Origin of the sequence: Gemmatimonas sp. UBA7669 (assembly GCF_002483225.1) — a bacterium.
Classification (GTDB): Bacteria; Gemmatimonadota; Gemmatimonadetes; order Gemmatimonadales; family Gemmatimonadaceae; genus Gemmatimonas.
Genome location: NZ_DLHL01000014.1, coordinates 14,027 through 37,248, shown reverse-complemented (window position 1 = coordinate 37,248; position 23,222 = coordinate 14,027). Strand labels below are relative to the sequence as shown.

General features: G+C 65.9%; 20 protein-coding genes. 9 read left to right on the top strand and 11 right to left on the bottom strand.

Annotated features, from left to right (window positions below; translation table 11 throughout):
• Positions 1-22: 22 nt before the first annotated feature.
• The 3 genes from B2747_RS04790 to B2747_RS04780 are packed head-to-tail and all read right to left on the bottom strand — an operon-like array spanning position 23 to position 3,249.
• Positions 23-379 carry a DMT family protein gene (locus tag B2747_RS04790; RefSeq protein ID WP_291157358.1) on the bottom strand — a complete coding sequence of 119 codons (357 nt, stop codon included), beginning with the start codon at positions 377-379 and terminating at the stop codon, positions 23-25.
• 51 nt (positions 380-430) lie between these two features.
• The gene (locus B2747_RS04785) at positions 431-2,797 is read right to left on the bottom strand and encodes a nuclear transport factor 2 family protein (protein WP_291157356.1); all 2,367 of its coding nucleotides are present in this window, start codon (positions 2,795-2,797) and stop codon (positions 431-433) included.
• A gap of 2 nt (positions 2,798-2,799) precedes the next feature.
• Positions 2,800-3,249: a hypothetical protein gene (locus B2747_RS04780; protein ID WP_291157355.1), complete on the bottom strand. Its 450-nt coding sequence runs from the start codon at positions 3,247-3,249 to the stop codon at positions 2,800-2,802.
• Positions 3,250-3,499: 250 nt separating this feature from the next.
• On the opposite strand from B2747_RS04780, the gene B2747_RS04775 reads away from it, so the two are divergent.
• The 4 genes from B2747_RS04775 to B2747_RS04760 are packed head-to-tail and all read left to right on the top strand — an operon-like array spanning position 3,500 to position 8,967.
• On the top strand, positions 3,500-4,981 hold the full coding sequence (locus B2747_RS04775) for a tail fiber domain-containing protein (RefSeq protein WP_291157353.1): 1,482 nt from the start codon (positions 3,500-3,502) through the stop codon (positions 4,979-4,981).
• Positions 4,981-5,415 carry a globin domain-containing protein gene (locus B2747_RS04770; RefSeq protein WP_291157351.1) on the top strand — a complete coding sequence of 145 codons (435 nt, stop codon included), beginning with the start codon at positions 4,981-4,983 and terminating at the stop codon, positions 5,413-5,415. The genes B2747_RS04775 and B2747_RS04770 overlap by 1 nt, the downstream gene beginning before the upstream one ends.
• 1 nt (position 5,416) lies before the next feature.
• Positions 5,417-5,869 carry a hypothetical protein gene (locus B2747_RS04765; RefSeq protein WP_291157350.1) on the top strand — a complete coding sequence of 151 codons (453 nt, stop codon included), beginning with the start codon at positions 5,417-5,419 and terminating at the stop codon, positions 5,867-5,869.
• The gene (locus B2747_RS04760; protein ID WP_291157349.1) at positions 5,866-8,967 is read left to right on the top strand and encodes a BTAD domain-containing putative transcriptional regulator; all 3,102 of its coding nucleotides are present in this window, start codon (positions 5,866-5,868) and stop codon (positions 8,965-8,967) included. The genes B2747_RS04765 and B2747_RS04760 overlap by 4 nt, the downstream gene beginning before the upstream one ends.
• Before the next feature lie 13 nt (positions 8,968-8,980).
• On the opposite strand, the gene B2747_RS04755 is transcribed toward B2747_RS04760, so the two are convergent.
• From B2747_RS04755 to B2747_RS04730, 6 genes are all read right to left on the bottom strand, one after another.
• Entirely contained in the window at positions 8,981-10,276 is a 1,296-nt protein-coding gene (locus tag B2747_RS04755) for an NTP/NDP exchange transporter (protein WP_291157347.1), read from the bottom strand.
• A complete protein-coding gene (locus B2747_RS04750; protein ID WP_291157345.1) occupies positions 10,273-11,292 on the bottom strand; it encodes an NAD-dependent epimerase/dehydratase family protein in 1,020 nt (339 codons plus the stop codon). Before B2747_RS04750 ends, B2747_RS04755 begins: the two co-directional genes overlap by 4 nt.
• An 18-nt stretch (positions 11,293-11,310) precedes the next feature.
• On the bottom strand, positions 11,311-12,330 hold the full coding sequence (locus B2747_RS04745; protein ID WP_291157344.1) for an NAD-dependent epimerase/dehydratase family protein: 1,020 nt from the start codon (positions 12,328-12,330) through the stop codon (positions 11,311-11,313).
• A gap of 56 nt (positions 12,331-12,386) precedes the next feature.
• Positions 12,387-13,556, bottom strand: coding sequence for an NAD-dependent epimerase/dehydratase family protein (locus B2747_RS04740; RefSeq protein WP_291157342.1), 1,170 nt, complete (start codon positions 13,554-13,556; stop codon positions 12,387-12,389).
• Entirely contained in the window at positions 13,553-14,836 is a 1,284-nt protein-coding gene (locus tag B2747_RS04735; protein WP_291157340.1) for a dipeptidase, read from the bottom strand. The genes B2747_RS04740 and B2747_RS04735 overlap by 4 nt, the downstream gene beginning before the upstream one ends.
• A gap of 145 nt (positions 14,837-14,981) precedes the next feature.
• Positions 14,982-15,746 (bottom strand): esterase family protein, encoded by a 765-nt coding sequence (locus B2747_RS04730; protein ID WP_291157338.1) that lies wholly within the window; start codon positions 15,744-15,746, stop codon positions 14,982-14,984.
• Between the two features lie 194 nt (positions 15,747-15,940).
• Here B2747_RS04730 and B2747_RS04725 point away from each other — a divergent pair, with 194 nt between their 5' ends.
• Both B2747_RS04725 and B2747_RS04720 read left to right on the top strand, forming a co-directional pair.
• The gene (locus tag B2747_RS04725) at positions 15,941-16,792 is read left to right on the top strand and encodes a GNAT family N-acetyltransferase (protein ID WP_291157336.1); all 852 of its coding nucleotides are present in this window, start codon (positions 15,941-15,943) and stop codon (positions 16,790-16,792) included.
• 6 nt (positions 16,793-16,798) lie between these two features.
• A complete protein-coding gene (locus B2747_RS04720) occupies positions 16,799-17,560 on the top strand; it encodes a lysophospholipid acyltransferase family protein (RefSeq protein ID WP_291157334.1) in 762 nt (253 codons plus the stop codon).
• Here the strand turns inward: B2747_RS04720 and B2747_RS04715 are convergent.
• On the bottom strand, positions 17,538-18,080 hold the full coding sequence (locus tag B2747_RS04715; protein ID WP_291157332.1) for a GNAT family N-acetyltransferase: 543 nt from the start codon (positions 18,078-18,080) through the stop codon (positions 17,538-17,540). The two genes, B2747_RS04720 and B2747_RS04715, sit on opposite strands and share 23 nt — an antisense overlap.
• An 8-nt stretch (positions 18,081-18,088) precedes the next feature.
• The gene (locus tag B2747_RS04710) at positions 18,089-18,595 is read right to left on the bottom strand and encodes a DUF411 domain-containing protein (protein ID WP_291157331.1); all 507 of its coding nucleotides are present in this window, start codon (positions 18,593-18,595) and stop codon (positions 18,089-18,091) included.
• Between the two features lie 142 nt (positions 18,596-18,737).
• On the opposite strand from B2747_RS04710, the gene B2747_RS04705 reads away from it, so the two are divergent.
• The 3 genes from B2747_RS04705 to B2747_RS04695 all read left to right on the top strand — a co-directional run bounded on the left by B2747_RS04705 (position 18,738) and on the right by B2747_RS04695 (position 23,221).
• A complete protein-coding gene (locus tag B2747_RS04705; protein WP_291157329.1) occupies positions 18,738-20,501 on the top strand; it encodes a methyl-accepting chemotaxis protein in 1,764 nt (587 codons plus the stop codon).
• A gap of 237 nt (positions 20,502-20,738) precedes the next feature.
• Complete coding sequence (gene ccoN, locus B2747_RS04700; protein ID WP_291157327.1) at positions 20,739-23,015, top strand: cytochrome-c oxidase, cbb3-type subunit I; 2,277 nt, start codon at positions 20,739-20,741, stop codon at positions 23,013-23,015.
• Entirely contained in the window at positions 23,015-23,221 is a 207-nt protein-coding gene (locus B2747_RS04695; protein WP_291157326.1) for a cbb3-type cytochrome oxidase subunit 3, read from the top strand. Before ccoN ends, B2747_RS04695 begins: the two co-directional genes overlap by 1 nt.
• Position 23,222: the final 1 nt, after the last annotated feature.

The following is a 23,222-nucleotide window of genomic DNA, read 5'->3' as shown; positions in this document are numbered from 1 at the left end:
CGCTGTCAAGTAGAAATGCCCGTCACCCGGCGGCACTGCCCCGGAACATGAAATACATGGCCCCCATGATGCAGAGTCCGGCCCAGAGGAAATCCAGCTTCACCGGCTGCTTCATGTAGAACACGGCGAAGGGCACAAAGACCGTCAACGCGATGGCCTCCTGCAGCATCTTGAGCTGCGGCAGGGTGAGCACCGTGAAGCCGGCCCGGTTGGCCGGTACCTGCAGCAGGTACTCGAAGAGCGCGATGCCCCAGCTCACGAGCGCGGCCACCACCCAGGGCTTGTCGCTCTGATTGCGGAGGTGGCCGTACCAGGCGTAGGTCATGAACACATTCGACGCCGTAAGCAGCAGGATGGTGCGGAGCAATGCGCCGGACATGGGCAGCGTGCGATAGAGGGTGGCAGGCCGGTCGCACGCGAAGCCGTGCGATCAGCGCCCCGGAGTCTGCGCGTCGTACGCCTTGACGGCAATGCGCCATTCGCCGCCCTGGGAAATGAGCGTCATGTGGTCCCAGGCCAGCATGTCCGGATACTCGAGACGGAGGACGGCCGTGGCCACCGTGCCCGTCACCCGCAGGCTCTCCACACGCCGCCGGCGCTGGGCCTCGTCAGCCGGCGCGCGTCCGGACGACGAGATGCGCACGTATTCGCTGGCGGGCCACTGGCGGTACTGCCCGTCCTTGATGCCCACCAGCATGGCGTCGGCCGCAAAGGCGCGTTCGAAGGCGCTGCGGCTCCCGGTGGCGTGGCCCTCGAGATATGCGGCCAATGGCTGCATGGCTGCGGCGTGCGCGTCGGCGTTCATGTCCACCACCACCTTGCCCCGCGTGCGCCCGCTGCGGCTGTGCTGCTGCGCGGCCATGATACTGGCGAGCGTGTAGGCGCTGTCCACGTGCACGCGAAGTTGCTGCGCGGCAATGAGGGGCGCAGCGTAATCGAGTCCGCGTTGCACATCCCAGGGCGCGCGCGCCGGACATACAATGCCGGCCGCTGTGCAGCGCGCCATGTCCACCGCGCCGCCGGGTGACACGAGACGCCCGCCCTTGCGCAGCACCCCGTAGGAACGCGCCAGCGTTTCGCCGCCCACCGCGTCGACGACCACGTCCACATTGCGCACGACGGTTTCGAACGGCGTGGTGCTGTAGTCAATGAGCGAATCGGCGCCCAAGGAGCGCAGATAGGCGTGATTGCGCGCGGAGGCCGTACCGATGACATACGCGCCGCGTGCCTTGGCCATCTGCACCACCATGGAGCCCACACCACCGGCGGCGCCGTGCACCAGCACCCGCTCGCCACGCTGCACCTGGGCGCCGGCAATGAGAAAGCGCCACGCGGCAATGGCCACCGTGGGATAGGCGGCCGCCTCCTGCATGCTGAATCGCTCGGGCTTGCGCACGAGGGCCTCGAGCGGCGCCACCACGTACTCGGCGTAGCTGCCGCCCTGCGCGCCCTGGTCCACGGTACCGGCCACCGCATCACCGCAGCGATAGCCGGTCACGCCTGAGCCCACGGCAACAACCACTCCGGCAAAATCGCCGCCGGGAATGGAGAGCAGCGGCAGGTCACCGCCGTCCTGCAGCTTCCAGTCCACCGGATTCACACTGGCCGCGTGCACACGCACCAGCACCTGCTTGGCGGCAGGCGTGGGCACAGGCACTTCATCGACCTTCAGCACGCGGGCGCTGTCCTTGAGGTGGATGCGCGCGGCCTGCATGATGCGCGGCACGAGTGCACAGGATGGCGCCTGCGCCTCGAGTACACGCGCGCGCGATCCGAGCATCATGACCACGGCAGTCAGCAGCATCCACAGCGACGAGGGCTCGGGCACCGGCGTACCACCGCCGTTGTTGCCGCCGCCGTTGTCGCCGCCACCGTTGTCGCCGCCACCGTTGTCGCCACCGCCGTTGTCACCACCGCCGTTGTCACCACCACCATTGTCGCCGCCGGTATTGCTGGATGCACACACGTCACCAAGGTTGGTGAAGCTGCCATCGGCATCACCGAAGCTGGTGTTGGTGTCGAGATAGCGATCACAGAAGGCCGCGACACCGTAGTCCGCGCCGTCAAACAGCGCGTAGGTGCTCACGCCCACCGTGTTCACGAGGTCGGCATCGAACCAGGCCTCGGTGAAGGTGGTGAACCAGTAGTTGCCCTCACCGCAGGTCCAGAGCTCGGTGGTGTACACCGCATCCAATGCGCCGCTACCCGCCGCAGCGCCGCAGCCACCGATGTACTGCGTGTTCACGCGCCCCGTCAGCTCGTCATACGCGGTGAGCGTGTTGCTGAACGACAGGTAGTTGTCGAAGCTGGGCGAAGCGGACGTGCTGGTGCTGCTGCGTGCCAACTGTGACCAGCCGCCGGCATTGAGTGGAAAGGGCGATGAGTAGTCGCCCTCGGGCAGGATGAGCGGCGTGACCAGACCCGATTCGTCGGAGACATCGGCGCCGCCCACCGGTGTGACGCTGGCGCCGGCATACGCGAAGTAGAAGCCGGTGAGCGCACTCACCGCCGCCGCATCCGGTGCTGCGCCTTCATTGTGCTTCACATACACGTCCACCGCCGTCCCGATGCGCGTGCTGCCATCTATATAGAAGGCCGTGGTGGCGAGCGTGAGCAGCGTGCAGGACTGCACGCCACTCGTGAAGCACACACTGAAGTCGCGGGTGATGGTCTGCGCGTCCACATTGCCACCCGCCGTCAGCGGATTGGCCAGCGCGACGCCGAGGCCGGCCAGCCCCCACAGGCGCAGCGCGCCTGTGAAGGCCCGGCCGACCAGAGCCTGGAAGACGACACGCATGCTCAGCGCGCCTCGGCCGCCAACTGCGCGTGCACCACGCCCAGTTGCAGCACCAGGGCGTCGCGATCAGCGGCATCCATGGACTGTGCCGCACGCGAGAACTCGAGCGCCAACTGGGCGTCGGCCACCGCGCGCAGGGCCGCGTCTACTTTCTGCGCGGCCAGCGCCGACCGCAGCGTTTCGAGTGCCGAGCGCAGCGGCGACTCGGTCGGCTCGCCGAGGAGCAGCCGTTCGGCTGCATCGTCGACCACCGGCACCAGGCTCGTGGCAACCTGGCTGTGCGCGTGATCGGTCAATTCGACTGATGCATCGGGAGCCGTGGGGTTGCTGTCGCTGCAGGCGGCCAGCGCCGAGGAAACGAGCAGCAGGGCCACGGCCCAACGGCGGTTCTGAAGGTGTTGTGCGGTGTGGGGAGTGAAATCGGCGGCGTCGCCGGAATGCGGGGAAGACATGGAAGCAGCCCTCGAGCTGTATGGGGTGACGTGATCGGAATGCGCGCGCGGCGGGACCGGGACGGTCTGGCGCTCACGAGCACGCCCATAAGGTCGAAAGGGGGGTCGCTGGGCGATCACCTGCGCATCACCTGCGGGTCACCCGGGCGATTTGACCGCAAGTGATGGGCAGGCGAGCGGGCTTTCGACCTTGTCAGCGTCCACTCGGCCACGACGGCCGCGCCGACAACCCTTTCTCAGGACCTCACGCATGTCTGCTTCGCATATCCCTGCAGCCCCGCGCCGACGCGGGCCCTTCCTTTCCACCCTCGCCGCGGCGACTGCCGCCCTGGCCGTGACGCTCGGCGCGCCGCAGTCGGCCGGCGCACAGACGGTCTTCCATGCCTGCTACGTGCCGGCGTCGGGCACGGTGTATCGCATCAAGGCGCCGAGCACGCCGCAGAATTGCCTGCAGCCCACGCATGTGGCGTTCAGCTGGACGGATGGCGCGGGCGGTGGCGGCGGTGCTGGCGTGAGCGCCCACGGGGCGCTGACGGGTTTGGGCAATGATGATCACACGCAGTATCTGCTGGCCAATGGGAACCGGAGCGCGCAGGGGTTCACGGTGCTGTCTCAGTACGGCGGCGCAGCGACGCCACTCCCGACATTCTCGGGTTCATCAACTGGTCTCGTCTGGCTTGGTGAGCGTGGCGCATTCCGCGCCGGCATGAACACCATTGGCGGCTGGGCTTACAACAAGATTGGCTCCTTCTCGACGGCCTTTGGTGATCAGTCGGAAGCCTCAGGGTATGCGTCATTCGCGGCCGGGACTGTAGCGAAAGCCACCAACGGCTATGCGACCTCCATCGGCGTAGAGACACTGGCGAGCGGCGTGAACTCAATCGCCATGGGGAATACCGCGCAAGCGACGGGCGACAACTCACTGGCTCTTGGGACTGGGGTGGCCTCAGGCGAAAAGTCCATAACCATCGACGGCACTGCGACCGGTCCGAGCAGCATGGCACTGAAAGGCACGGCCAGCGGCACCGGCGCAATTTCCCTGAGCGGGGACGCCACCGGCCTTTATGGGATTTCACTCGGCGGGTTGGCGTCTGGTCAGTTTTCGGTTGGCATTCGAGGCGTGGCATCGGGTGACCACAGCGTGGCGATCGGTCGTTTCGCCCACACCAACAATTTCACGAGCTCGGTGGTCATCGACGCAGGGTACGGCGACGGTGCACCTGTGTTTGCGCGACAGAATGGACATTTTGTTGTACGAGCCGATCGTATCTTCTTCGGAACTGGCACGCCGACAGGCGCAAATCCCATTGGTCGCTATCTCGACACCGGCACCGGCGCCTACCTCAGCACCGGCGGCACTTGGACGAACACCTCCGATTCCACCAAGAAGTCCGACTTCCGTGCCGTCGACGGCGAGCAGGTGCTGAGCAAGCTGGCGTCGCTGCCTGTCTACACCTGGCGCTACACGGCCGAGGACAGCACGGTGCGGCACATGGGCCCCACGGCGCAGGCCTTCCGTAAGGCGTTTGGTCTCGGCGACAGTGAAACGGCCATTGGCACGGTGGATATCGATGGCGTCGCCATGGCGGGTGTGAAGGCGCTCGAGACCCGGACGAAGCAGCTCAAGGCGGAGACGCAGGCGCTGCGGGCGGAGAATGCGCAGATGGCCGAGCGGTTGGCGCAGCTGGAGTCGCTGGTGGCGCGTCTCACGCCGACCAACAAGGAACGCTGATGACCGCCGACCAGATCGCCACGATCCGGTCGACCTGGAACCTGATGGGGGCCACCACCGATGCGGTGGCCCCGCTGTTCTACGACCGATTGTTCACGTTGGCCCCGGCCCTGCGGCCCCTGTTTCCGGCCGGAGACCTGTCGGGTCAGGCGGAAAAGCTTGGCCAGACCCTGGCCGTGGTGGTGAAGAGTCTCGATGAGCTGCCACGTTTGGTGCCCGCACTCGAGGCGCTGGGTGCGCGACACGCGGGATACGGGGTGGAGGCTTGGCACTACGACGTGGTGGGTCAGGCGCTGCTCGAGACCTTTGCCGAGGTGCTGGGTGCGCACTTCACGCCAGCGGCGCGTGAAGCCTGGGCAGCGGCCTACACAACGCTGGCCGGCGTCATGGTGGCAGCGGGCGATGCAGCGGGCAATTCGGCCCGTGTGGCCTGAGATGTCTGCGGAGCTCGATGCCACGTCGTCCATTCAAGCCCAATGTGAATGGCTCTGCGAAGGGCTGGACAGCCTGTCGGGTCCCATGTGCGCGGCGTTCAGTGCGCGCATGTGGGCCCTGCAGGACGTGCTGGTGCGGCCGGTGGCGCTGCCGCAGGACGAACTCTGGTGGCAGGCCTGGTTCGACAAGCTGGTAACGCTGCTTCGCGCCGAGCCTGAAGACCCGATGTGTGTGGCGCTGGCGGTGGGCATCGCACGCTGGGGTCAGGCCAGCGGGGTGGACGAGGCCACGCAGCGACTGGCCATGGAGGCGCTGGGCTGGGCCTGTCGTGACGTACTGCCCGAGCGCACGCCGCCCGCGGTACTGGGCGCGATGGAGGTGCGCGCGGCGTTGTTGCAACGGGTTTGGCCGCGGGTGGCGCGGGACGCCCCGCGGAGTCCCGCGGCCGAATGAATGACGTGGCCCACGAGGTGCTGGTGGAATCATCCGGTCTGGTGACTTCCGTTGCCGCGTTCGCCAGACGAGAATGGGACAGCCGTCGGGCCATCGAGCACCCGACCTCCCGTCCACCCATTGGCATGTATCGATTCATCACGTTCGGCGGATGCGCCGTGGTATCCGACGAAGGCGAGGTGCGCGGCGCGGCCACGCAGCAGCGGCGGCTGGCGTTGCTGGCAGTGCTGGCGCGTGCGGGCGACCGCGGCGTGTCGCGCACCCGTTTGCTGCAATTGTTCTGGCCCGATGAAGCCGACGAGGAGCGTCGGCGCAAGGCGCTCGCGCAGGCGCTGTATGCGCTGCGCCGTGATCTCGGCGACGAGTCAGTCATCACCGGCACGCAGGATCTCAAGCTCGATGGCGAGTTGCTGCCGCACGACGTGGGACTGTTCGCGGAGCACCTGAAGCAGGGACGTCATGCCGACGCGGTGGCGTTGTACACGGGCCCCTTTCTCGGCGGGTTTCATCTCGCCGGTGCGCCGGCGTTCGAGCGCTGGGCCGAAGAAGAGCGACGGGTTCTCGAGCGGGACTATCTGCGCGCGCTGGAAGCGTTGTCAGAGGCAGCCGAGCGTGCAGGGCGTACGGGCGATGCGGTGCAGTGGCGACGCAAGGCGGCCGCGGTGGATCCGCTCGACTCACGTGCGACGCTCGCGCTCATGCGTGCCCTGGTGGCGCACGGCGATGTGACAACGGCCATTCGTCAGGCGGCCATTCACGAGGCGCTCATCCAGGATGAGTTGGAGCTGCCGCCGGATCGGGAGGTGGTGGCGTACGCAAAGCAACTCAAAGAAAAGCAAACTGCGATAGCCGAACAGCAGGAAGCCATTGCGCCGGAAGCCGTGGTGTCGGGTGCCAAGGAGCAGGTACTGCAGTCGGAGTCGGAGTCGGGGTCGGGGTCGGGGTCGGGGCCTGATACTACCATTGCCGATACCGCAGTCGCTGGACCCACGGAAGCGCAACCGAACGAATACGCCTCGCTTCCTTCCCAGGGATGGCGCGCGAGCAGCTTCGCCATCAGTCGTGGCTCGCTGGCGTTGCTGGTGGTGCTCATGGTTGCTGTCGTGGCAGCGGCGTTTCAGGTACGTGACTATTTGCATCATCGGCGCAGTGGAGTAGCCGCCGACTCGCTGCGACTCTTTGCCGTGGGTCGCATCATGGACTTCCGCGAGCAGCCGGCGGCACCGGCCGGCGCACTCACCGATCTGCTGGCCACCTCGCTGGCGCGCATTGACGGTCTGCAGGTGCTGAGCAACGCACGCATGCTGGAGATCCATGCGCGCATTGGCGGCAGTGAATCGCGCGACGTCTCGCGGGAAGCGGCGCATCAAGCGGGGGCAACCGATCTGCTGGAGGGCGGCATTCAACCCCTCGGCAACGGACGCATGCTGCTCGATCTGCGCCGCGTGTCGGTGGACAATGGTGCCATTGTCGGCGCGTGGCGCTTTGAGGGCGATGATCTCTTTGCGCTGGTGACCTCGGCCACCACTGAACTGGCGCGCGCTGTCGGTCGCCCGAGTCTGGCGGGTGATTCGAGCAGCATGCCCACGCGCTCGCTCGTGGCGTACCGATTCTATGAGGAGGGACTGCGCGCTTTCTCGCGCAGTGATCTGGCATCGGCCGAACAACTGCTGTCGGCAGCGGTGAAGGAGGACTCGCTGTTTGCCATGGCGGCGTTCAAGCTGTATCAGACGCGGGCGTTGCGAGGCGTCTTCCAGCCCAACGAAGTGCTGGCGCGGGTGGTGCGCCTTGCCCGTGGCGCCAGCGATCGCGACCGGCTCATGATCACGGCGTATTGGGCGTTCACCACCGCACGTCCCGAGTTGCAGGCGCTCGCCGACACGCTGGCCATTCGCTATCCCGGTGAACCCGACGGCGCGTACTATCAGGCGGTGGCACGCCTGCAGGACGGCGATTCGCCGGCGGCGATCGTGTCGCTCAAGCGCGTACTCGCACTGGATTCGCTGTCGGGCAGTGCCACGCCGTACTGCCGTGCCTGTGATGCGATGGAGTCGCTGGTGTTTGCGTATCAGTCGCTGGACAGCGCCAGTGCGGCGGAACGGGCGGCGCGCGAATGGGTGGGCGCACAACCGGAGTCGGCGCGAGCCTGGACCGTGCTGGCCGCATTTCTGCTGCACATGGACCGGGTGAGTGAAGCCATTGAGGCCAACCAGCGGGCTACGCGTCTCACAGGAGACGGTGGAACAGCCAATGTGCTCTTCCCCGTGGTGGTGCATCTGCATGCAGGGCAGCTGGACGATGCAGAACGCGCGTTGGACGACGCGGCACGCCGCGGTGCTGCGACGGGTTCGGTAATGGACCTGCGCATCATTCTTCGGCACCTGCAGGGACGGCTTTCGGACGCCGAGCGACTCGCGCAGGAATGGCTGCGTCCCGTGCCACGCGCGCAGCGCGGTGACAATGTCGGCCGTGTGGTCGATTGGCGACGCGCGGTCATGTGGCAGCAGCGCGGCGATGGAAACCGCTCCATGGCACTCTGGGATTCGCTGTCGCGATTCTCCGCGGGCGATGCCGATCCGGGTCAGGACGCTCGCCTCCATGTGCAGCGCTGGGCCGTGGCAGCCAGCGTGGCCGCAGCCGCGCAGCGCGCCGATGTGGCGAAGCGCTGGGCCGACTCCTCGGAGGCGTGGAGCACGCGCGCGCCAACACGACGGGATCCTCGCACCGCCATGTGGGCGCGCGGCATGGCACTGGCCGCTGCCGGCGACACCGCCGGCGCCATTGTCACGCTGCAGCAGGCCATGTACTGGCCAGCGTTTGGTCTCCCACGACTCAACGCTGATCTCGCGCGCTTGCTGTTGGCGCGTGGGCGCTATGCCGAGGCCATTCCCGTCGCGCGCGGGGCACTGCGCGCGCCATTCGATTTGCGCTCGAGTGTGGCCGACTTCACCACGTCACGCGTGCTGCTGGCACGCGCCTTTGAAGGTGCCGGTCAGCGTGACAGTGCTCTGGTGCACTGGCGCGTGGTGCAACGCAGTTGGCGCGGCGCCGATGCACCGCTGCGCGTATGGGCAGACAGTGCGGCGAGGCGCAACTAGGCCGACTGCGATCTCAGGCGAGACCGTCCTGCTGCTGCCGCCTCGCCTGCTCGCGCCCAAGCCAGATAGCCACCACCAGCCACACCGCACTGAGCGGCGCGGCCAGCAACGAAATGCTGCTCACCGCGAGTCCCGCGGCAGTAAGGCCCGCGTAGGTCCAGGCCCCGATCTGATCACCACCGCGATAGACAAACAGGTCAATGAAGTTCTTGGCCTTGTACTTGTCTTCGGGTGAGACGACGGTGAACAGCACCTCGCGCGCCGGACGGCCGAACGCGTATTCGCCAGCGCGTCGTGTCACCTGAAACAGCACGAACACCGCCAGCGTGCCCCAGGTACCAAGCGCCGTGAAACCCACAAGACTCAGCACCGGCATGATGGCCAGGGTGAGCCCCACCCCAATCCACTTGATCACGCGGCCCGTGACAAAGAGCTGCGCCAGAATGGTGAGCGTCTGCACGGCCATATCGATGGTGGCCAGAAACGCGGTCCGCGACTCCCGGTCAGCGTAGCGCGCCCCCACGATCTCCGCCTGCTGGAAGTACAGCACCGTGGTGCCGATGGTGAACATCAGCATGTACAGACAAATGCCCAGCAGATAGGGCGAACGCAGCACATGCGTGATGCCCGCGAACGACGAACCACCCACCGGCTCATCCGCGTCATCGCGTGCACGTGTATCGGCGCGAAAGCTGGGGGGAAATCGTCGCGATGCCTGCACCGCGCACTCCAGCAACACCACGCTCATGAGCATGAGCACCGGCGTGCCCACGCGCTCGGCCAGTTGCGAGGTGAGGAAGGCGCCCGCGAGCGCACCGAGTGTGCCACCGACACTGATGAACCCGAAGAGCCGCTTGGATTGCTCCGGATGAAACGTGTCGGCCATGAACCCCCAGAACACCGAGGGGATGAACAGGCTGTAGATGCTCGTGAGAATCCAGAAGGACGGCCCGAGATACGGCTCCCACGACGCCGGCCCGTACTTGATGATGGCCGCAAATGTGAGCAGCAGCGCAATGAACAGCCGATACACAATGGGGATGAAGCGACGCACCGGAACACGCGACACGATGCGCGCGTACACCGGATTCATGATCAGCGTCGTGATCAGTGTGCCGGTGAACAGCCAGGGCAACTGGCCGGTGCCGGCAGCCACACCGGCCGCGTCACGCACCGCACGCAGAATGAAATAGCTGGCCAGTGCGCAGAAGAAGTAACCTGCGGCGAGGGCGGTGGCGCGCTCCTCGCCGGGTTCGATGCTGCCAAGCCGATTGAGCAGACGTGATACGGGTGAAGCCTGACCGGTCACGGCGCCCCGCGGCGGGAGGCATGCCACGCGGCCAGCACTTCCTTCTCACGCTCAGGGGCGATGCCCGCGCGCAGTCGCTCCTGCTCGGCCGCAGGACGCGCGTGATACCAGGTCATGGCATCGCGCACGGTGGTGGCCAGCGGACGGAAGGTGAGTCCCGCCGCCTTGGCCTTCTCGATAACCGACGTACTGAAGGCCACCGTGCTCGCTCCCGTGAAACTCCACACCGGCATCTCAGCCCACGACCGCACCTTGTTGGCGGTAAGGAAAGCCTCCGGCACCCAGGTGAACTGCGCGTCGTTGGCGTAGCAGGCCTTGATGCCGTAGAGCAACTCCCCAATGCCGCACACCGTCCGTGGTCCCACGGCGTTGAACACACCGCCCGTGCGCGACTCACCCAGTCGCACCATCCATTCGGTGAGATCACGAGCATCGATCCACTGCGCCGGATCATCGGGTTTGCCCGGCGCAAGAATCTCGCCGCCCTTCTCGATGCGCACCGGCCAGTAGGTGAAACGGTCGGTGAGATCACCAGGGCCCACAATCAGACCGGGTCGCACGATGGTCGCGCCACTGCCAAAGGCCGCCTGGACGATTTGCTCGCAGCGGACCTTCTTGTTGCCATAGGGCGCGCTCGCTGCATCGGGCCCATCAAGCGGTGCCGGATCCTGTGCGGGATGCGTTTCGTCTGGGAAGGATCGCGAGAAGTCCTTGTACGCGGCCGTACTGCTCACGTACACGTACTGCTTTGCATTGCCCTTGAGCACCGCCGTCGCGCCCAGCACCCACTGGGGATTGGTGGCCGGCAGGTCGTACACCACGTCCCACTGCCGCCCCTTGAGCACGTCGTGTCCGCCGGGCGCGTTGCGATCGCCGATCAGCTGCTCGGCCTTGGGAAACAGTCCAGGCCTCGTGCGTCCGCGATTGAACAGCGTGACTTCATGTCCACGCTCGAGCGCGTGATTGACGAGATGCGGGCCGATGTAGCCCGTGCCGCCGAGTACGAGAATCTTCATGCGTGGCCTGTCATCCGATCAGGAGCGCGCCTTCCACTCGGCCAGCACGGCCTTCTCGCGGTCGGGTGCAAGACCCGCCTTGAGTGCCGCCTGTCGCTCGGGCGTTTGCGCGTGATAGTAGGTGAGGGTGTCGCGAGCCGTTTCTGCAAGCGGACGGAAGGTGAGACCGGCCTTGACCGCCTTGCTCACATCCATGCGTGCCCAGCCGGCACTGTTGCCACGCGGCGGCATCCACACCGGCAGATCGGCATAGGGCCGCAGCTTGCGTTCGAGTAGAAAGTCGGCGTCCACCCAGGTGAAGCGCGTATCGGCCGTCGTCACCGCTTTGCAGCCGTAGAGCATGCCGGCCATGGTGAGTCCCGAGGCAGGGCCCACCACGTTGTAGGTGCCAGTGGCGTTCTGTTCGCAGAGCCGCACCATGAACTCGGTCAAGTCGCGCTGATCGACAAAGGCCACGGGATCGTCGGGGGTGCCGGGCGCCAGCATCTCGCCGCCCTGCTCCACACGAATGGGCCAATACGAGAAGCGATCGGTGAGATCACCCGGCCCGACAATGAGGCCGGGCCGTACGATGAGGGTTTTGCTTTCACCGAACGTGGCCACGGCATCCATCTCGCCGCGCACCTTGCGCGCCCCGTAACTGGCATCACGCTCGGTGGCATCGGGCGCCGCGGGTTCGTTGAGCAACGCGGTGTCTGCTTCCGTGATGCCGATCTTGCCGCGATTGGCATAGGTGGACAGCGTGCTCACGAACACATACTTGCCAACGTTGGGCGCGAGCACCGCCCCAGCTTCACGCACCCAGCGCGGCACCTGCACGGGATTGTCGATCACCACATCCCAGGTGCGCCCCTTCAGCGCCGCATAACCGTTGGGCGCGTTGCGGTCACCAATCAGCGTTTCGACGTTCTTGAAGAGACCGGGGTTGGTGCGACCGCGATTGAACAGCGTGACCTGATGGCCGCGCGACAAGGCGTACTGCACCTGATGCGGACCAATGAAGCCGGTACCGCCGAGAATGAGAATGCGAAGGGCCACGGGAGGGATCTGCTGAGGTGAGCCGGAGGGGACGGCCGTGTGATGAGAGGCTGAGGTCAGCCGTTCTTCGCGTGCCACGCGGCCAGGACCGCCTTCTCCTTCTCGGGCGCGATGCCGGCGCGCGCGCGCTCCTGTTCAGCAGCCGGACGAGTCTTGTACCAGTCGAGTGTGGCCTTGGCCGTGTCCGCCAATGGACGACAGGTAAGTCCGGCCGCATAGGCCTTGCGACAGTCGATGGCCATGAAGCCCGCCGTGCGTCCCTGCCCCGGCTGCCACACCGGCATCTCGCTCCACGCACGCACCTGGTGCTGCGCCAGGAAATCGGCGGGCACCCACGTGAACTTTGCATCGCTCGACGTCACCGCCTTGATGCCGTACAACATCTCAGCGATCGTCGTGGGCGACTTGGGGCCCGTGGCGTTGAAGGTACCCGTGGTGCGCGTCTCGCCGAGGCGGACAATCCACTCGCTCAGGTCGTGCGCATCGATGTACTGCACCGGATCGTTGGGTGTGCCGGGCGCGAGAATCTCGCCGCCCTTGTCGATGCGTACGGGCCAGTAGGAGAAGCGATCGCTGAGGTCACCGGGGCCCACGATGAGCCCGGGGCGCACGATGGTGACCTTGTCCTTGCCGAACTGCGCCACCGCTTCCATCTCGCTGCGCACCTTGTTCGGTCCGTAGAACTGCGCGTTGCGATCGAATTCCTTGTTGATGTCGGTGGGCTCGTGGAGTGGGCCGTTCTCGTCCATGCCCGGCTTCGAGTAGTCGCTGAAGACCGAGATGGTGGAGACGAAGATGTACTGCCCCACGCGACCCTTGAGCGCTTCGCCGGCGCCGCGCACCCACTTGGGGTTGGTGGTGGGGTTGTCGATGACCACGTCCCAGGTGCCCGACTTGAGTGCGGCATGACCATCGGGCGCGTTGCGATCACCCACGAGACGCGGCACGCCGGGGAAGAGATTCGAGTTGGTCTGGCCGCGGTTGAACAGCGTAACCTGGTGCTTGCGATCGAGGGCGTACTGCACCTGATACGGCCCGATGAATCCCGTGCCACCGAGGATGAGAATGCGCTGCGGCTTGGGCTGCGCGCTGCCGGTTTCGGGACGATAGGCCGCAACGCGAACGCCATCGCTGCCAAAGGCATTGGCCAGCGCCGGGAGACCGAGCGAGAGTCCGCCGCCAACGACGGCAGAAGTCTTGAGGAACGTACGGCGATCGAGCGTCACGGGGTGATTCTCCGGTCGAGCTGTTGGATGGTGCGGGTGGAGGCAGGACGCGACTTCTGCAGTCGCGTAGCCACCGCTTCGGCACGGGTGAGCACACGCAGCACATTCTCGCCAAGCAGACCGCGCAGCTCAGCGTCGGTCCATCCGCGCTTCACGAGCTCGGCGAGCAGGTCGGGATACTTGGACACGTCTTCGAGACCTTTGACGGTCTCGGTGATGCCATCGAAGTCTCCGCCGAGGCCCACGTGCGCGGCGCCGGCCACCTGTTTGATGTGGTCGAGATGATCCGCCACGTCGGCGATGGTGGCAACAGGACTGGGATGAGACGCGCGCCACGCGGCCACGGCGCGAAACTGCGCGTCGTTGTCCCCTGGCGCGGCCCGGGCCACGGAATCGCGCACCCGTCCCAGCTGCGCGCCATAGTCGGCCACGGCCTGCGACACGAAACCGGGCACGAAGGTCACCATGACTACGCCGCCGTTCTTCGGCAGCCGCGCGAGAATGGAGTCGGGGACATTCCGCGGGACGTCGGTACGGGCGCGAGCGTTGGAGTGCGAGAAGATGACCGGCGCTTCGGTGACATCGAGCGCATCACTCATGGTGCCCGGCGAGACATGCGAGAGATCGACGAGCATGCCGAGACGGTTCATCTCGCGCACGACTTCCTTGCCGAACTCGGTGAGGCCACCGTGCCGCGCCGCATCGGCGGCGGCATCAGCCCAGTCGAGCGTGACGTTGTGCGTGAGTGTCATGTAGCGCACACCGAGTGCGTGGTAGGCGCGCAGCGCGCCCAGCGAGTTCTCGATGGCGTGCCCGCCTTCCATGCCCAGCAGCGAACCAATGCGGCCGGCAGCAAACGCCTTGCGCACCTCGGCCGCCGTGGTGGCCGGCGTGAAGACGTCTGGGTAACGCGCGATGGTGCGGCGCGCGATGTCGATCTGCTCGAGCTGCACGCGTGCATAGCCGCTGTCGCGAATCTCGCCGGGCACGTACACCGACCAGAACTGCCCACCCACACCGCCGCGTCTGAGCCGCGCGATGTCGGTCATGCCCTTGGTGGTTCGGCGCAGATCGTAGGCCACCACATCGAGCGGACGCTCTTTCTCCTCGCGCATGGCCCAGGGCAGGTCGTTGTGCCCATCGACGAGCGGCGTGCTGCGCAGCAGCCGACGCACGTGCGCCACGCGCGCCGTGAGCGAGGAGTCGCGGAAGCGCTGACCCGTACCGCCCTGCGCCTCGGCGCCTGAGGGCATCAGCGCGAGCAGCAGCGCACTGCACATGGCAAGACCTGCCACCGTGCCGGCCCGACCCCGACCCCGACCCCGACCGCAGTCATCTCCCTTCCCGCTGTTCACCTTACGCCCCTCACCTTACGCAGTTTGTTGGTTGGTCTCCCTTCCCGCTGTTCACCTTACACCCCCCACCTTACGCCCCTATTTCGTTGAGATAAAAGGGAAGCATTTTCCGCCACCACGGCCAGTCGTGGTTCACGTCATGCCCCCACAACTCGAAGCGGTGTCCGATGCCCTTCCGGTCGAGCAACTCATGAAACTCCCGCGTGTACTCCGGCCGCTCGTACGCACCCTGCCCACTCACCAGCACAATGCGTGAGTGATGACGCAGCAGGTCGAGGGTATGCCCCTCGATATTGGCCACATACCACATGGGATTGTTGAAGTAGCAGTTGTCGTCCGAGTAGCCGTGCAGATAGCTGTGCGACAGATCGAAGAAGCCGCTCATGCCGATGGTGCCGCCGAACAGGTCGGGGCGTCGGAAGAAGGCGTTGGCCGCATGAAAACAGCCGAAGCTGGCACCCGTGGTGATGGCACGTGCCCCACCATCTCCGCATACGTGGCGGATGAAGGGCACCACTTCGTCTTCGATGTAGCGCGAGTACAGCGCCTGCCGCCGCGCACTCTCGCGCACCGGCAGCCCGCGATCCATCCACGCAATGCGATTGATGCTGTCGATGGAGAACACACGAATGCGGCCCTGCTGCAGGAGCGGCTCGATGGCCTTCACCAGCCAGAAGCGCTCGTTCTCCAGAAAGTCGGCGGCCGCCGTGGGAAACAGCAGCACGGGCTGGCCGCGCCAACCGTAGCTGACGATGGGCATCTCGAAACCCAGCGCCGGACTGCGCCAGCGATCAATGCGCTTGGGCAGGGCGGGGTCGACAAACGGTGGGGACATCCATCCAACTTCGCCCGCCGACGGGCCGGAGGCCAGAGCCGCCATGGTGGCAGTTGATGCGGGAGGGTGACATGGCTGTTGCCCGTCATGTGGTCGGACGTCACTGACTCCCCGGATCTTCGTATGTCCAAGCGACTCCGCCCGGACGAGTGCCATCAGATGGTTCGTTGACGGTCCTTAGCTCCGGAGGTGTCATGGCCGACCCCGCCCGTGTCCTCGAGACCAGGCATGTGCCCGCGCATACGCCCGTGCATGCGCCCTCCCCGCTCGATGGCGATGTCTTTCCGCACCACGCCGACCTCATCCCACCCGGCACGGTTGACGTTGGTGCCTACACGCTGCGCTTTGCCTGGTCGCGCGCGGACCTGCTGACCGTCCAACGCTTGCGCGCCGACGTGTTCACCAAGGCCGTCGACATGACCGCGGCGCGGCTCGACTGTGATCCGCGCGACCCGTGGTTCCATCACCTCATGATTGTCGAGCGCAGCAGTGGCGCGGTGGTGGGCACCTATCGTCTGCAGACGGCAGTCATGGCCGCCACGCGTCATGGCTTCTACAGTGCGACGCTCTTTGAACTCGGAGCAGTACCGGCGAGCCTGCTGTCGGAGGCCGTCGAAGTGGGGCGAGCGGCGGTGGCAGCGGCGCATCGCAATGGCCGGGTCCTGCGCCTGCTCTGGCAGGGACTTGCCCGCTATCTCACCTGGAACGACAAGCGACACCTCTTTGGCTGCTGCTCGCTGCCTGGCACCGACCGCCGTGTGGCGGAGGAAAGCTGGGCGACCCTGCACGCGCGGGAGGCCTTTGATGAGCAGGTGCGCGTGCGGCCACGTCCCGAGGCGCGCGCCCTCCCCGACGATGGACGCACCCGACCTTCAGCTGACGCCGCACGCTGCGCCCTGCCACCGCTCTTCGACGGCTATCTCAGTCTCGGCGCCAAGGTCTGCAGTCCACCAGCCGTTGATCATGCCTTTGGCACCACCGACTACGTCGTCTGGCTCGACAAGGAACAGCTTGATCCGCGCACGGCCCGCCACTTCTTCGGCTGAGGTCCCATGCCTGTCGTCAAACACACCGGTGATGCCGCGGCGCTGCCGCACCCGTTGGCCCTGCGTGGGGTACGCGCCCTCTGTCGATTCGTGCTGCGCGTGCTGCGCATTCGGGTGCAGTGGCAGGGCGCCGAGCCTGCCAGCGGCGGCGCGTTACTCGTAGCCAACCACTTCAGTTGGCTCGACATCGTGGCGGTGCTTGCCTCGACCGACTGCAGCTTCGTGGCCAAGCGGGAAGTGCGACGCTGGCCCGTGGTGGGGTGGTGTGCGGAGGCCATTGGCGTGATCTGGATTGACCGCACCCGCAAACGGGATTTGCTGCGCAGTCTGCCGCTGCTGCGCGAGCGACTGGCGGCGGGGCAGCGCGTACTGCTCTTCCCGGAAGGCACCACCACCGATGGCCGCGCGGTACTGCCGTTTCGCAGCGCACTCTATGATGCCGCCGTCTGGCCGGGCGTGCCGGTACAAGCGCTGGCACTCACGGCATCGGCGCGTGGCAACGCGCGGGTCCTGTCGTGGACGGGACGCGAAACGCTGCTCGGCAGTCTGACCCGTCTGGTGCGCCTGCGGGACGCGCGGGTGGACATCACCGCGCTGCCGACCATGTCCGCCACGGTCGTGGACTCACGCACAGCCAGACGGCAGGCCCGTCAACGGCTGGCCCGCCAGACGCGCGCCGCCATCGTGCAGGTGGTGGGGTTGGACGCCATTCGTGCTGCGCCGATCGAGGCGCCCGCCGCCACGCTTACGGACGCAGCCGCTTGGTGAAGCAGAACTTGCGACCGATCGAGAGCTCGGAGCGCGAGATGGAGCGGTAGCGCGCGATCTTCTCGGGATAGATCTCGATGCTGGTGAGCGTGTAGCCCATGCGCAGAAACAGCGCCTCCGCCAGTGAGATCGCAAACAGCTCCTCGTGACCACGCTCGCGTGCGAGATGCTCGGCGGCGGTAATGAGCACCTGCCCCAGCCCCCGGCTCTGCTGGTCGGGGGCCACGGCCAGCGACACCAGTTCCACCAGCGAGGGCGAGTACTCGTCGAGCGCCACCTGGCCGAGAATGCGGCCAGTCTCGTCACGCACCACCTGGTAATCCTGCAGGTGCTGCGTGACGAAATCCGGGCTGCGGGTGAGCGTCAGGCCGTCGGGCGCGAAGAGATTGTTGAGTGCGACAATGGACGGGATGTCCCGTTCTTCCGCGTGGTGAACCGTGACTTCGCCAACCCGAAAGGCCGGCGGAGTTCGGGAAGGCACGTCCTCTTCGCGGTCCACCACGCCCGACAACGCGCTCACCGGCGTGCTCACCGCTTGGCGTACACCGTGGTCTTGCCCTTCGCGTCAAACAGCAAGACGTCGTACGGGTCCTTGCGGTTGCCCATCTCCATGCCAGGTGAACCCACCGGCATGCCGGGTACGGCCAGACCACGCGCTGCCGGCTTCTCACGCAGCAGCTTCACAATGAGATCGGCCGGCACGTGGCCTTCCACGATGTACGGGCCCACCTTGGCGGTGTGACACGAGGCCAGCGCCGCCGGCAGCCCGATGGCCGACTTCATGCTGTCCATGTCACTGGTGTCCTTTACGTCCACCGTGAACCCCGCCTTGCGTACGTGGTCGATCCACTGCGAGCAGCAGCCGCAGTTGGGATCCTTGTACACCACCATGTTTCGGACCGGCGGTTGGGCGGTCTGCGCCGTCAACTGCCGAGCCACGGCGGCCGCGCCTGCGCCACCCAGTAGCGCCAGCGCCGCGCCACGCAGGAAGTCGCGACGTGAGCGTCCCGCTTCGAATGCAGAGTGATCAGTCATCTTCTAAAGATAGTGCCAGCAAGCGCTTGACGCAGAGGGGGGCGTTGTGTGGAAAATAAGTCTGCCGTACACATGGGAAATGATTGTAAAACAACGAGATAGGCACTCAAGCCGGCAGTGGGTCGAGACGACACTCCGTAGCATGACCTCTCACTCGCCTTTCCTGCGACGCAGCCGGATCGAAGCCGATCGCCTGCTTGGATTCGTGCTGCTGGCCCACTTTCCAGTCGCACTGTATATCGCGTCCCTGCACGGCCTCTGGACGAGCGCCGTCGCCGTGGGCCTGCCCCTTTCGCTCGGCGCATTCTGGCTCACCCGGCAACACGCCGGCGGTGCCCTCACGCGGTTTCTCGTTGGACTCGCGTTCATGTCGTACTCCGCGCTGTTCATTCATCTGGCGCATGGCATGATCGAGTTGCACTTCCACATCTTTGCCTCGCTGGCCTTCCTGTTGGCCTATCGCGATTGGCGTGTGCCCGTGGCGGCCGCAGCGTTTGTGGCGGTGCATCACGTGGCGTTTCACTTCATGCAGGTGGCTGGCTGGCCGGTGTATCTGCTCAATCACACCACGGGTGGTCATGCCATCGTTGTGGTGCACGCCTTGTTTGTGGTGTTCGAGACCGGCGTCCTCGTGTTTCTGGCCCGCAGTCTCGAAGCCGAAGCGCGCAGCACGCAGGCGGTGTTCGAGTCGCTGGAAGCCGTCGGTGACGGACGTCTGGATGTGGTGCCCACTGGCGATGGCGTGGCCGCTGCCGTGCGCACGGTGATCGCGGCCGTCGAGACGCTCGACGCGCATGCGGTGGAACTGGGCTGTGCGTTGACCGCCCGTCGGGTCATGCACGTGGAGAACCAGGACCGCTTGCACGGCGTGTTCCGCGGGGTGTCCGATCGCCTGGTGGAGAGCGCGCGTGCCGTGGAGGCCTTGCGCGTGCGCAACGAGGCGGCGCAGGAAGCCACCACGCAGTTCCTCACGGCCCTCACGCCGGTCATTGCCGCCATGCGTCAGGGCGACCTCACGCAGAGCGTGGGAAGCGGCGTGGCCCGTGAATACGCCGACACGGCAGCCGGCCTCGACGAAGCCCTCTGTGCCATGCGCGAAGCGTTGGCTGAATTCCGTGTGGCTTCGGCGCAAATCGATGCCGCAGCCGGCGACGTGGCGCATGGCTCGGAGACGCTGGCTCAGCTCACCAGCCGTCAGGCCGCGGCACTCGAGCAGATCAGCGCCAACGTTGAGAGCATGGCGCAGTTGGGCGGCGACACCGTCCAGGCGGTGAGCTCGGCTCGCACGGCATCAGCCGATGCGGTGCAGGCGGTGGAGCGCGGTGTCACGCACATGCAGCGCCTCGATGAAGCCATGCAGGCCACCCGTCAGGCTGCCAACGAAACGGCGCGCATTGTGCGCACCATCGACGAGATCGCCTTCCAGACCAACCTCCTCGCGCTCAATGCGTCAGTAGAAGCAGCGCGAGCCGGCGACGCGGGCCGCGGCTTCGCGGTGGTGGCCGACGAGGTGCGTGCGCTGGCCATGCGCTGCGCCGAGGCGGCACGCACGACGTCGTCGCTGATTGAACAGGCCGTGCAGCGGGTAGAGGGCGGCGTGCAGATCTCTTCGGACGTTGGGCAGCAGTGGCAGGACGTGCGCGGCCGCATCGCCATGGTACAGGGCGTGATGACGCAGATCGATCAGGCGACGGTATCGCAGCAGCAGGGCATGCATCAGATGCGCGACGCCATTGTGGCGCTGAATGGGGCCGTCCAGCAGGCGGCGGCCAGTGCCGAGGAGTCAGCGAGTGCCGCGCAGGAACTGACGGCACAGGCGCAGACCCTGCGCGAGCAGAGCGGGCGGTTCGAGGTGGATGGAGCTTCATCTGGTGGTCGGGTGCACCACACATTGCGGGCAGCCTGACCGACAAGTCCGACAAACTCAGTCCGCAATCGTCGTACCAGCACGTCAGGACGCAGTGAAACGGCGCGGATCCGCTTAGGCGGGTTCGCGCCGTGTTTGTTGCGTGAGTTTTCCAATCCCATGTAGCCATCGGGTTTTCCCCGACGTAAATCAGTCAGGGGCCTGACGGAGCCAGTCATTGCATTGACCTAGACTCCCCCCCACTGCCACCAAATCCCAACTCCACGAGGGTCCTCGATGTCCTCCGCCACGAGCGCCGCTGCAGTTCCTCCGGCGCACCGGGTGTCCGGTATCGCACTCGATCGGTTTTCGTACGACGACGCGGTCGTCCGCAAGTTCCTGTTCGCGACGCTCATCTGGGGCATCGTGGGCATGCTCGCGGGTTTGCTCATCGCGCTGCAACTGGCGAACCCGATCTTCAATTTCAGCACCGAGTATCTGTCCTTCGGTCGTTTGCGACCGCTGCACACGAACGCGGTGATTTTCGCCTTTGCCGGCAATGCCTTCTTCACCGGCGCGTACTACTCCACGCAACGATTGCTCAAGGCCCGCATGTGGTCGGATGGCCTGAGCAGTTTTCATTTCTGGGGCTGGCAGGCCATCATCGTGGCCGCCGCACTCACATTGCCGCTTGGCTTCACGCAGGCCAAGGAGTATGCCGAGCTCGAATGGCCCATCGATATCGCCATTGCGGTGGTCTGGGTGGCCTTCGCGGTCAATTTCTTCATGACGCTGATCAAGCGCCGGGAACGCCACATCTACGTGGCCATCTGGTTCTACATCGCGTCCATCGTGACCGTGGCGCTGTTGCACATCTTCAACAACCTCTCGGTGCCCGCCGGGTTGTTCAAGAGCTACAGCATCTATGCGGGTGTGCAGGACGCCTTCATGCAGTGGTGGTACGGGCACAACGCCGTGGCGTTCTTTCTCACCACGCCGTTCCTCGGGCTGATGTACTACTTCATGCCCAAGGCCGCTGAGGGGCCGGTGTTCAGCTACAAGCTGTCCATCCTGCACTTCTGGTCGCTGGTGTTCATGTACATCTGGGCCGGTCCGCATCACCTGCACTACACCGCGCTGCCCGAGTGGGCGAGCACGGTGGGCATGCTGTTTAGCGTCATGCTCTGGGCGCCAAGCTGGGGCGGCATGATCAACGGCCTGCTCACGCTGCGCGGCGCCTGGCACAAGGTGGCGCAGGATCCGATTCTCAAGTTCTTCGTGGTGGCCGTGACAGCCTACGGCATGTCCACCTTCGAAGGCCCGATGCTCTCCATCAAGAGTGTCAACGCGCTGGCGCACTACACCGACTGGATCATCGCGCACGTACACACGGGTGCGCTGGGCTGGAACGGCTTCATGACCTTCGGCATGGTGTATTGGCTGCTGCCGCGTCTCTTCCAGACGGAGATCTACAGCAAGCGCGCCATGGAGCTGCACTTCTGGATCGCCTCGGTGGGCATCGTGCTCTACGTCGTGGCCATCTACAGCGCCGGTGTCACGCAGGGTCTCATGTGGCGCGCGTTCGACGAAACGGGACGACTGGCCTATCCCGACTTCGTGGAGACGGTGCTCAAGCTGATGCCCATGTACTGGATGCGTGTGGTGGGCGGGTCCATGTACATCGTGGGCATGTTCATCTTCGCGTGGAACATCGTGAAGACCTGGCAGCGTCGCCCGGCGCGCTACGAAGTGCCGGTGGTGGAGGCTGCGCCGCTCGCGCCGAAGTATGTCGAGGAACATCCGGTGGTACCGGCCGCAACGCTTTGGGGCCGCTTCAATCAGGTGCAGTGGCATCGCGCGTGGGAGCGCGCGCCGGTGCTCTTCACGGTGCTGACCACCGTCGCGGTCATCGTCGCCTCGCTGTTCGAGATCCTGCCCACGTTCCTCATCAAGTCGAACGTGCCGACCATTGCCAGCGTCAAACCGTACACGCCGCTGGAGCTGGCAGGCCGCGATCTCTACATCGCCGAGGGCTGCTTCAACTGCCACTCGCAGATGATCAGGCCGTTCCGCTACGAAACCGAACGCTTTGGCGAGTACAGCAAGCCGGGCGAAAGTGTGTACGAGCATCCCTTCCTCTGGGGCTCGCGTCGCATCGGCCCTGACCTCGCGCGAGAGGGCGGCAAGTATCCGGATCTCTGGCACGTGCGGCACTTCGAGAATCCGCGGGCGGTCACGGCCAACTCCATCATGCCGGCCTACGCGCACTTCAGCACCAAGCCGCTGGATTTCGAGGGCATTCAGGCCCGCGTGGATGCCATGGCCATGGTGGGTGTGCCGTATGGCGACGCCGTCAACAAGGCGGCCGACATGGCGCGCGAGCAGGCACGTCGCATTGCCGCTGCCATCGTGGAGCAGGGTGGCCCGTCCGGCCTCGAGGACAAGCAGATGATCGCCATGGTGGCCTACATGCAGCGACTCGGCCGTGACATCCAGGTCAACCGCACGGCACAAACGCCGGGGGGCGGCACGGGCGCCGGCACGGGTACCGGCACGGCAGGAGGATCGCACTGATGAAGCTCTCCGACATCATGTCCTACGCCCAGCTCTCGGCCTACACCGAAGTCGCGCTGGTGCTCTTTCTCGGTGTGTTCATCGCCATCACGGTGCGCACCTTCCTGCCGTCGCGGCGGCAGGAACTCGAGGCCGCTTCGCGTCTGCCGCTCGAGGATGACCACGCCGTGACGCCGCGCATTTCCCGCACCCCCGAGGATCGCTGAT

Coding starts and splice junctions, on each gene's coding strand:
- B2747_RS04790 (WP_291157358.1), bottom strand. CDS start 379: ATGTCCGGCGCATTGCTCCGCACCATCCTGCTGCTTACGGCGTCGAAT.
- B2747_RS04785 (WP_291157356.1), bottom strand. CDS start 2,797: ATGCGTGTCGTCTTCCAGGCTCTGGTCGGCCGGGCCTTCACAGGCGCG.
- B2747_RS04780 (WP_291157355.1), bottom strand. CDS start 3,249: ATGTCTTCCCCGCATTCCGGCGACGCCGCCGATTTCACTCCCCACACC.
- B2747_RS04775 (WP_291157353.1), top strand. CDS start 3,500: ATGTCTGCTTCGCATATCCCTGCAGCCCCGCGCCGACGCGGGCCCTTC.
- B2747_RS04770 (WP_291157351.1), top strand. CDS start 4,981: ATGACCGCCGACCAGATCGCCACGATCCGGTCGACCTGGAACCTGATG.
- B2747_RS04765 (WP_291157350.1), top strand. CDS start 5,417: ATGTCTGCGGAGCTCGATGCCACGTCGTCCATTCAAGCCCAATGTGAA.
- B2747_RS04760 (WP_291157349.1), top strand. CDS start 5,866: ATGAATGACGTGGCCCACGAGGTGCTGGTGGAATCATCCGGTCTGGTG.
- B2747_RS04750 (WP_291157345.1), bottom strand. CDS start 11,292: ATGAAGATTCTCGTACTCGGCGGCACGGGCTACATCGGCCCGCATCTC.
- B2747_RS04735 (WP_291157340.1), bottom strand. CDS start 14,836: ATGTGCAGTGCGCTGCTGCTCGCGCTGATGCCCTCAGGCGCCGAGGCG.
- B2747_RS04730 (WP_291157338.1), bottom strand. CDS start 15,746: ATGTCCCCACCGTTTGTCGACCCCGCCCTGCCCAAGCGCATTGATCGC.
- B2747_RS04725 (WP_291157336.1), top strand. CDS start 15,941: ATGGCCGACCCCGCCCGTGTCCTCGAGACCAGGCATGTGCCCGCGCAT.
- B2747_RS04720 (WP_291157334.1), top strand. CDS start 16,799: ATGCCTGTCGTCAAACACACCGGTGATGCCGCGGCGCTGCCGCACCCG.
- B2747_RS04710 (WP_291157331.1), bottom strand. CDS start 18,595: ATGACTGATCACTCTGCATTCGAAGCGGGACGCTCACGTCGCGACTTC.
- B2747_RS04705 (WP_291157329.1), top strand. CDS start 18,738: ATGACCTCTCACTCGCCTTTCCTGCGACGCAGCCGGATCGAAGCCGAT.
- ccoN (WP_291157327.1), top strand. CDS start 20,739: ATGTCCTCCGCCACGAGCGCCGCTGCAGTTCCTCCGGCGCACCGGGTG.
- B2747_RS04695 (WP_291157326.1), top strand. CDS start 23,015: ATGAAGCTCTCCGACATCATGTCCTACGCCCAGCTCTCGGCCTACACC.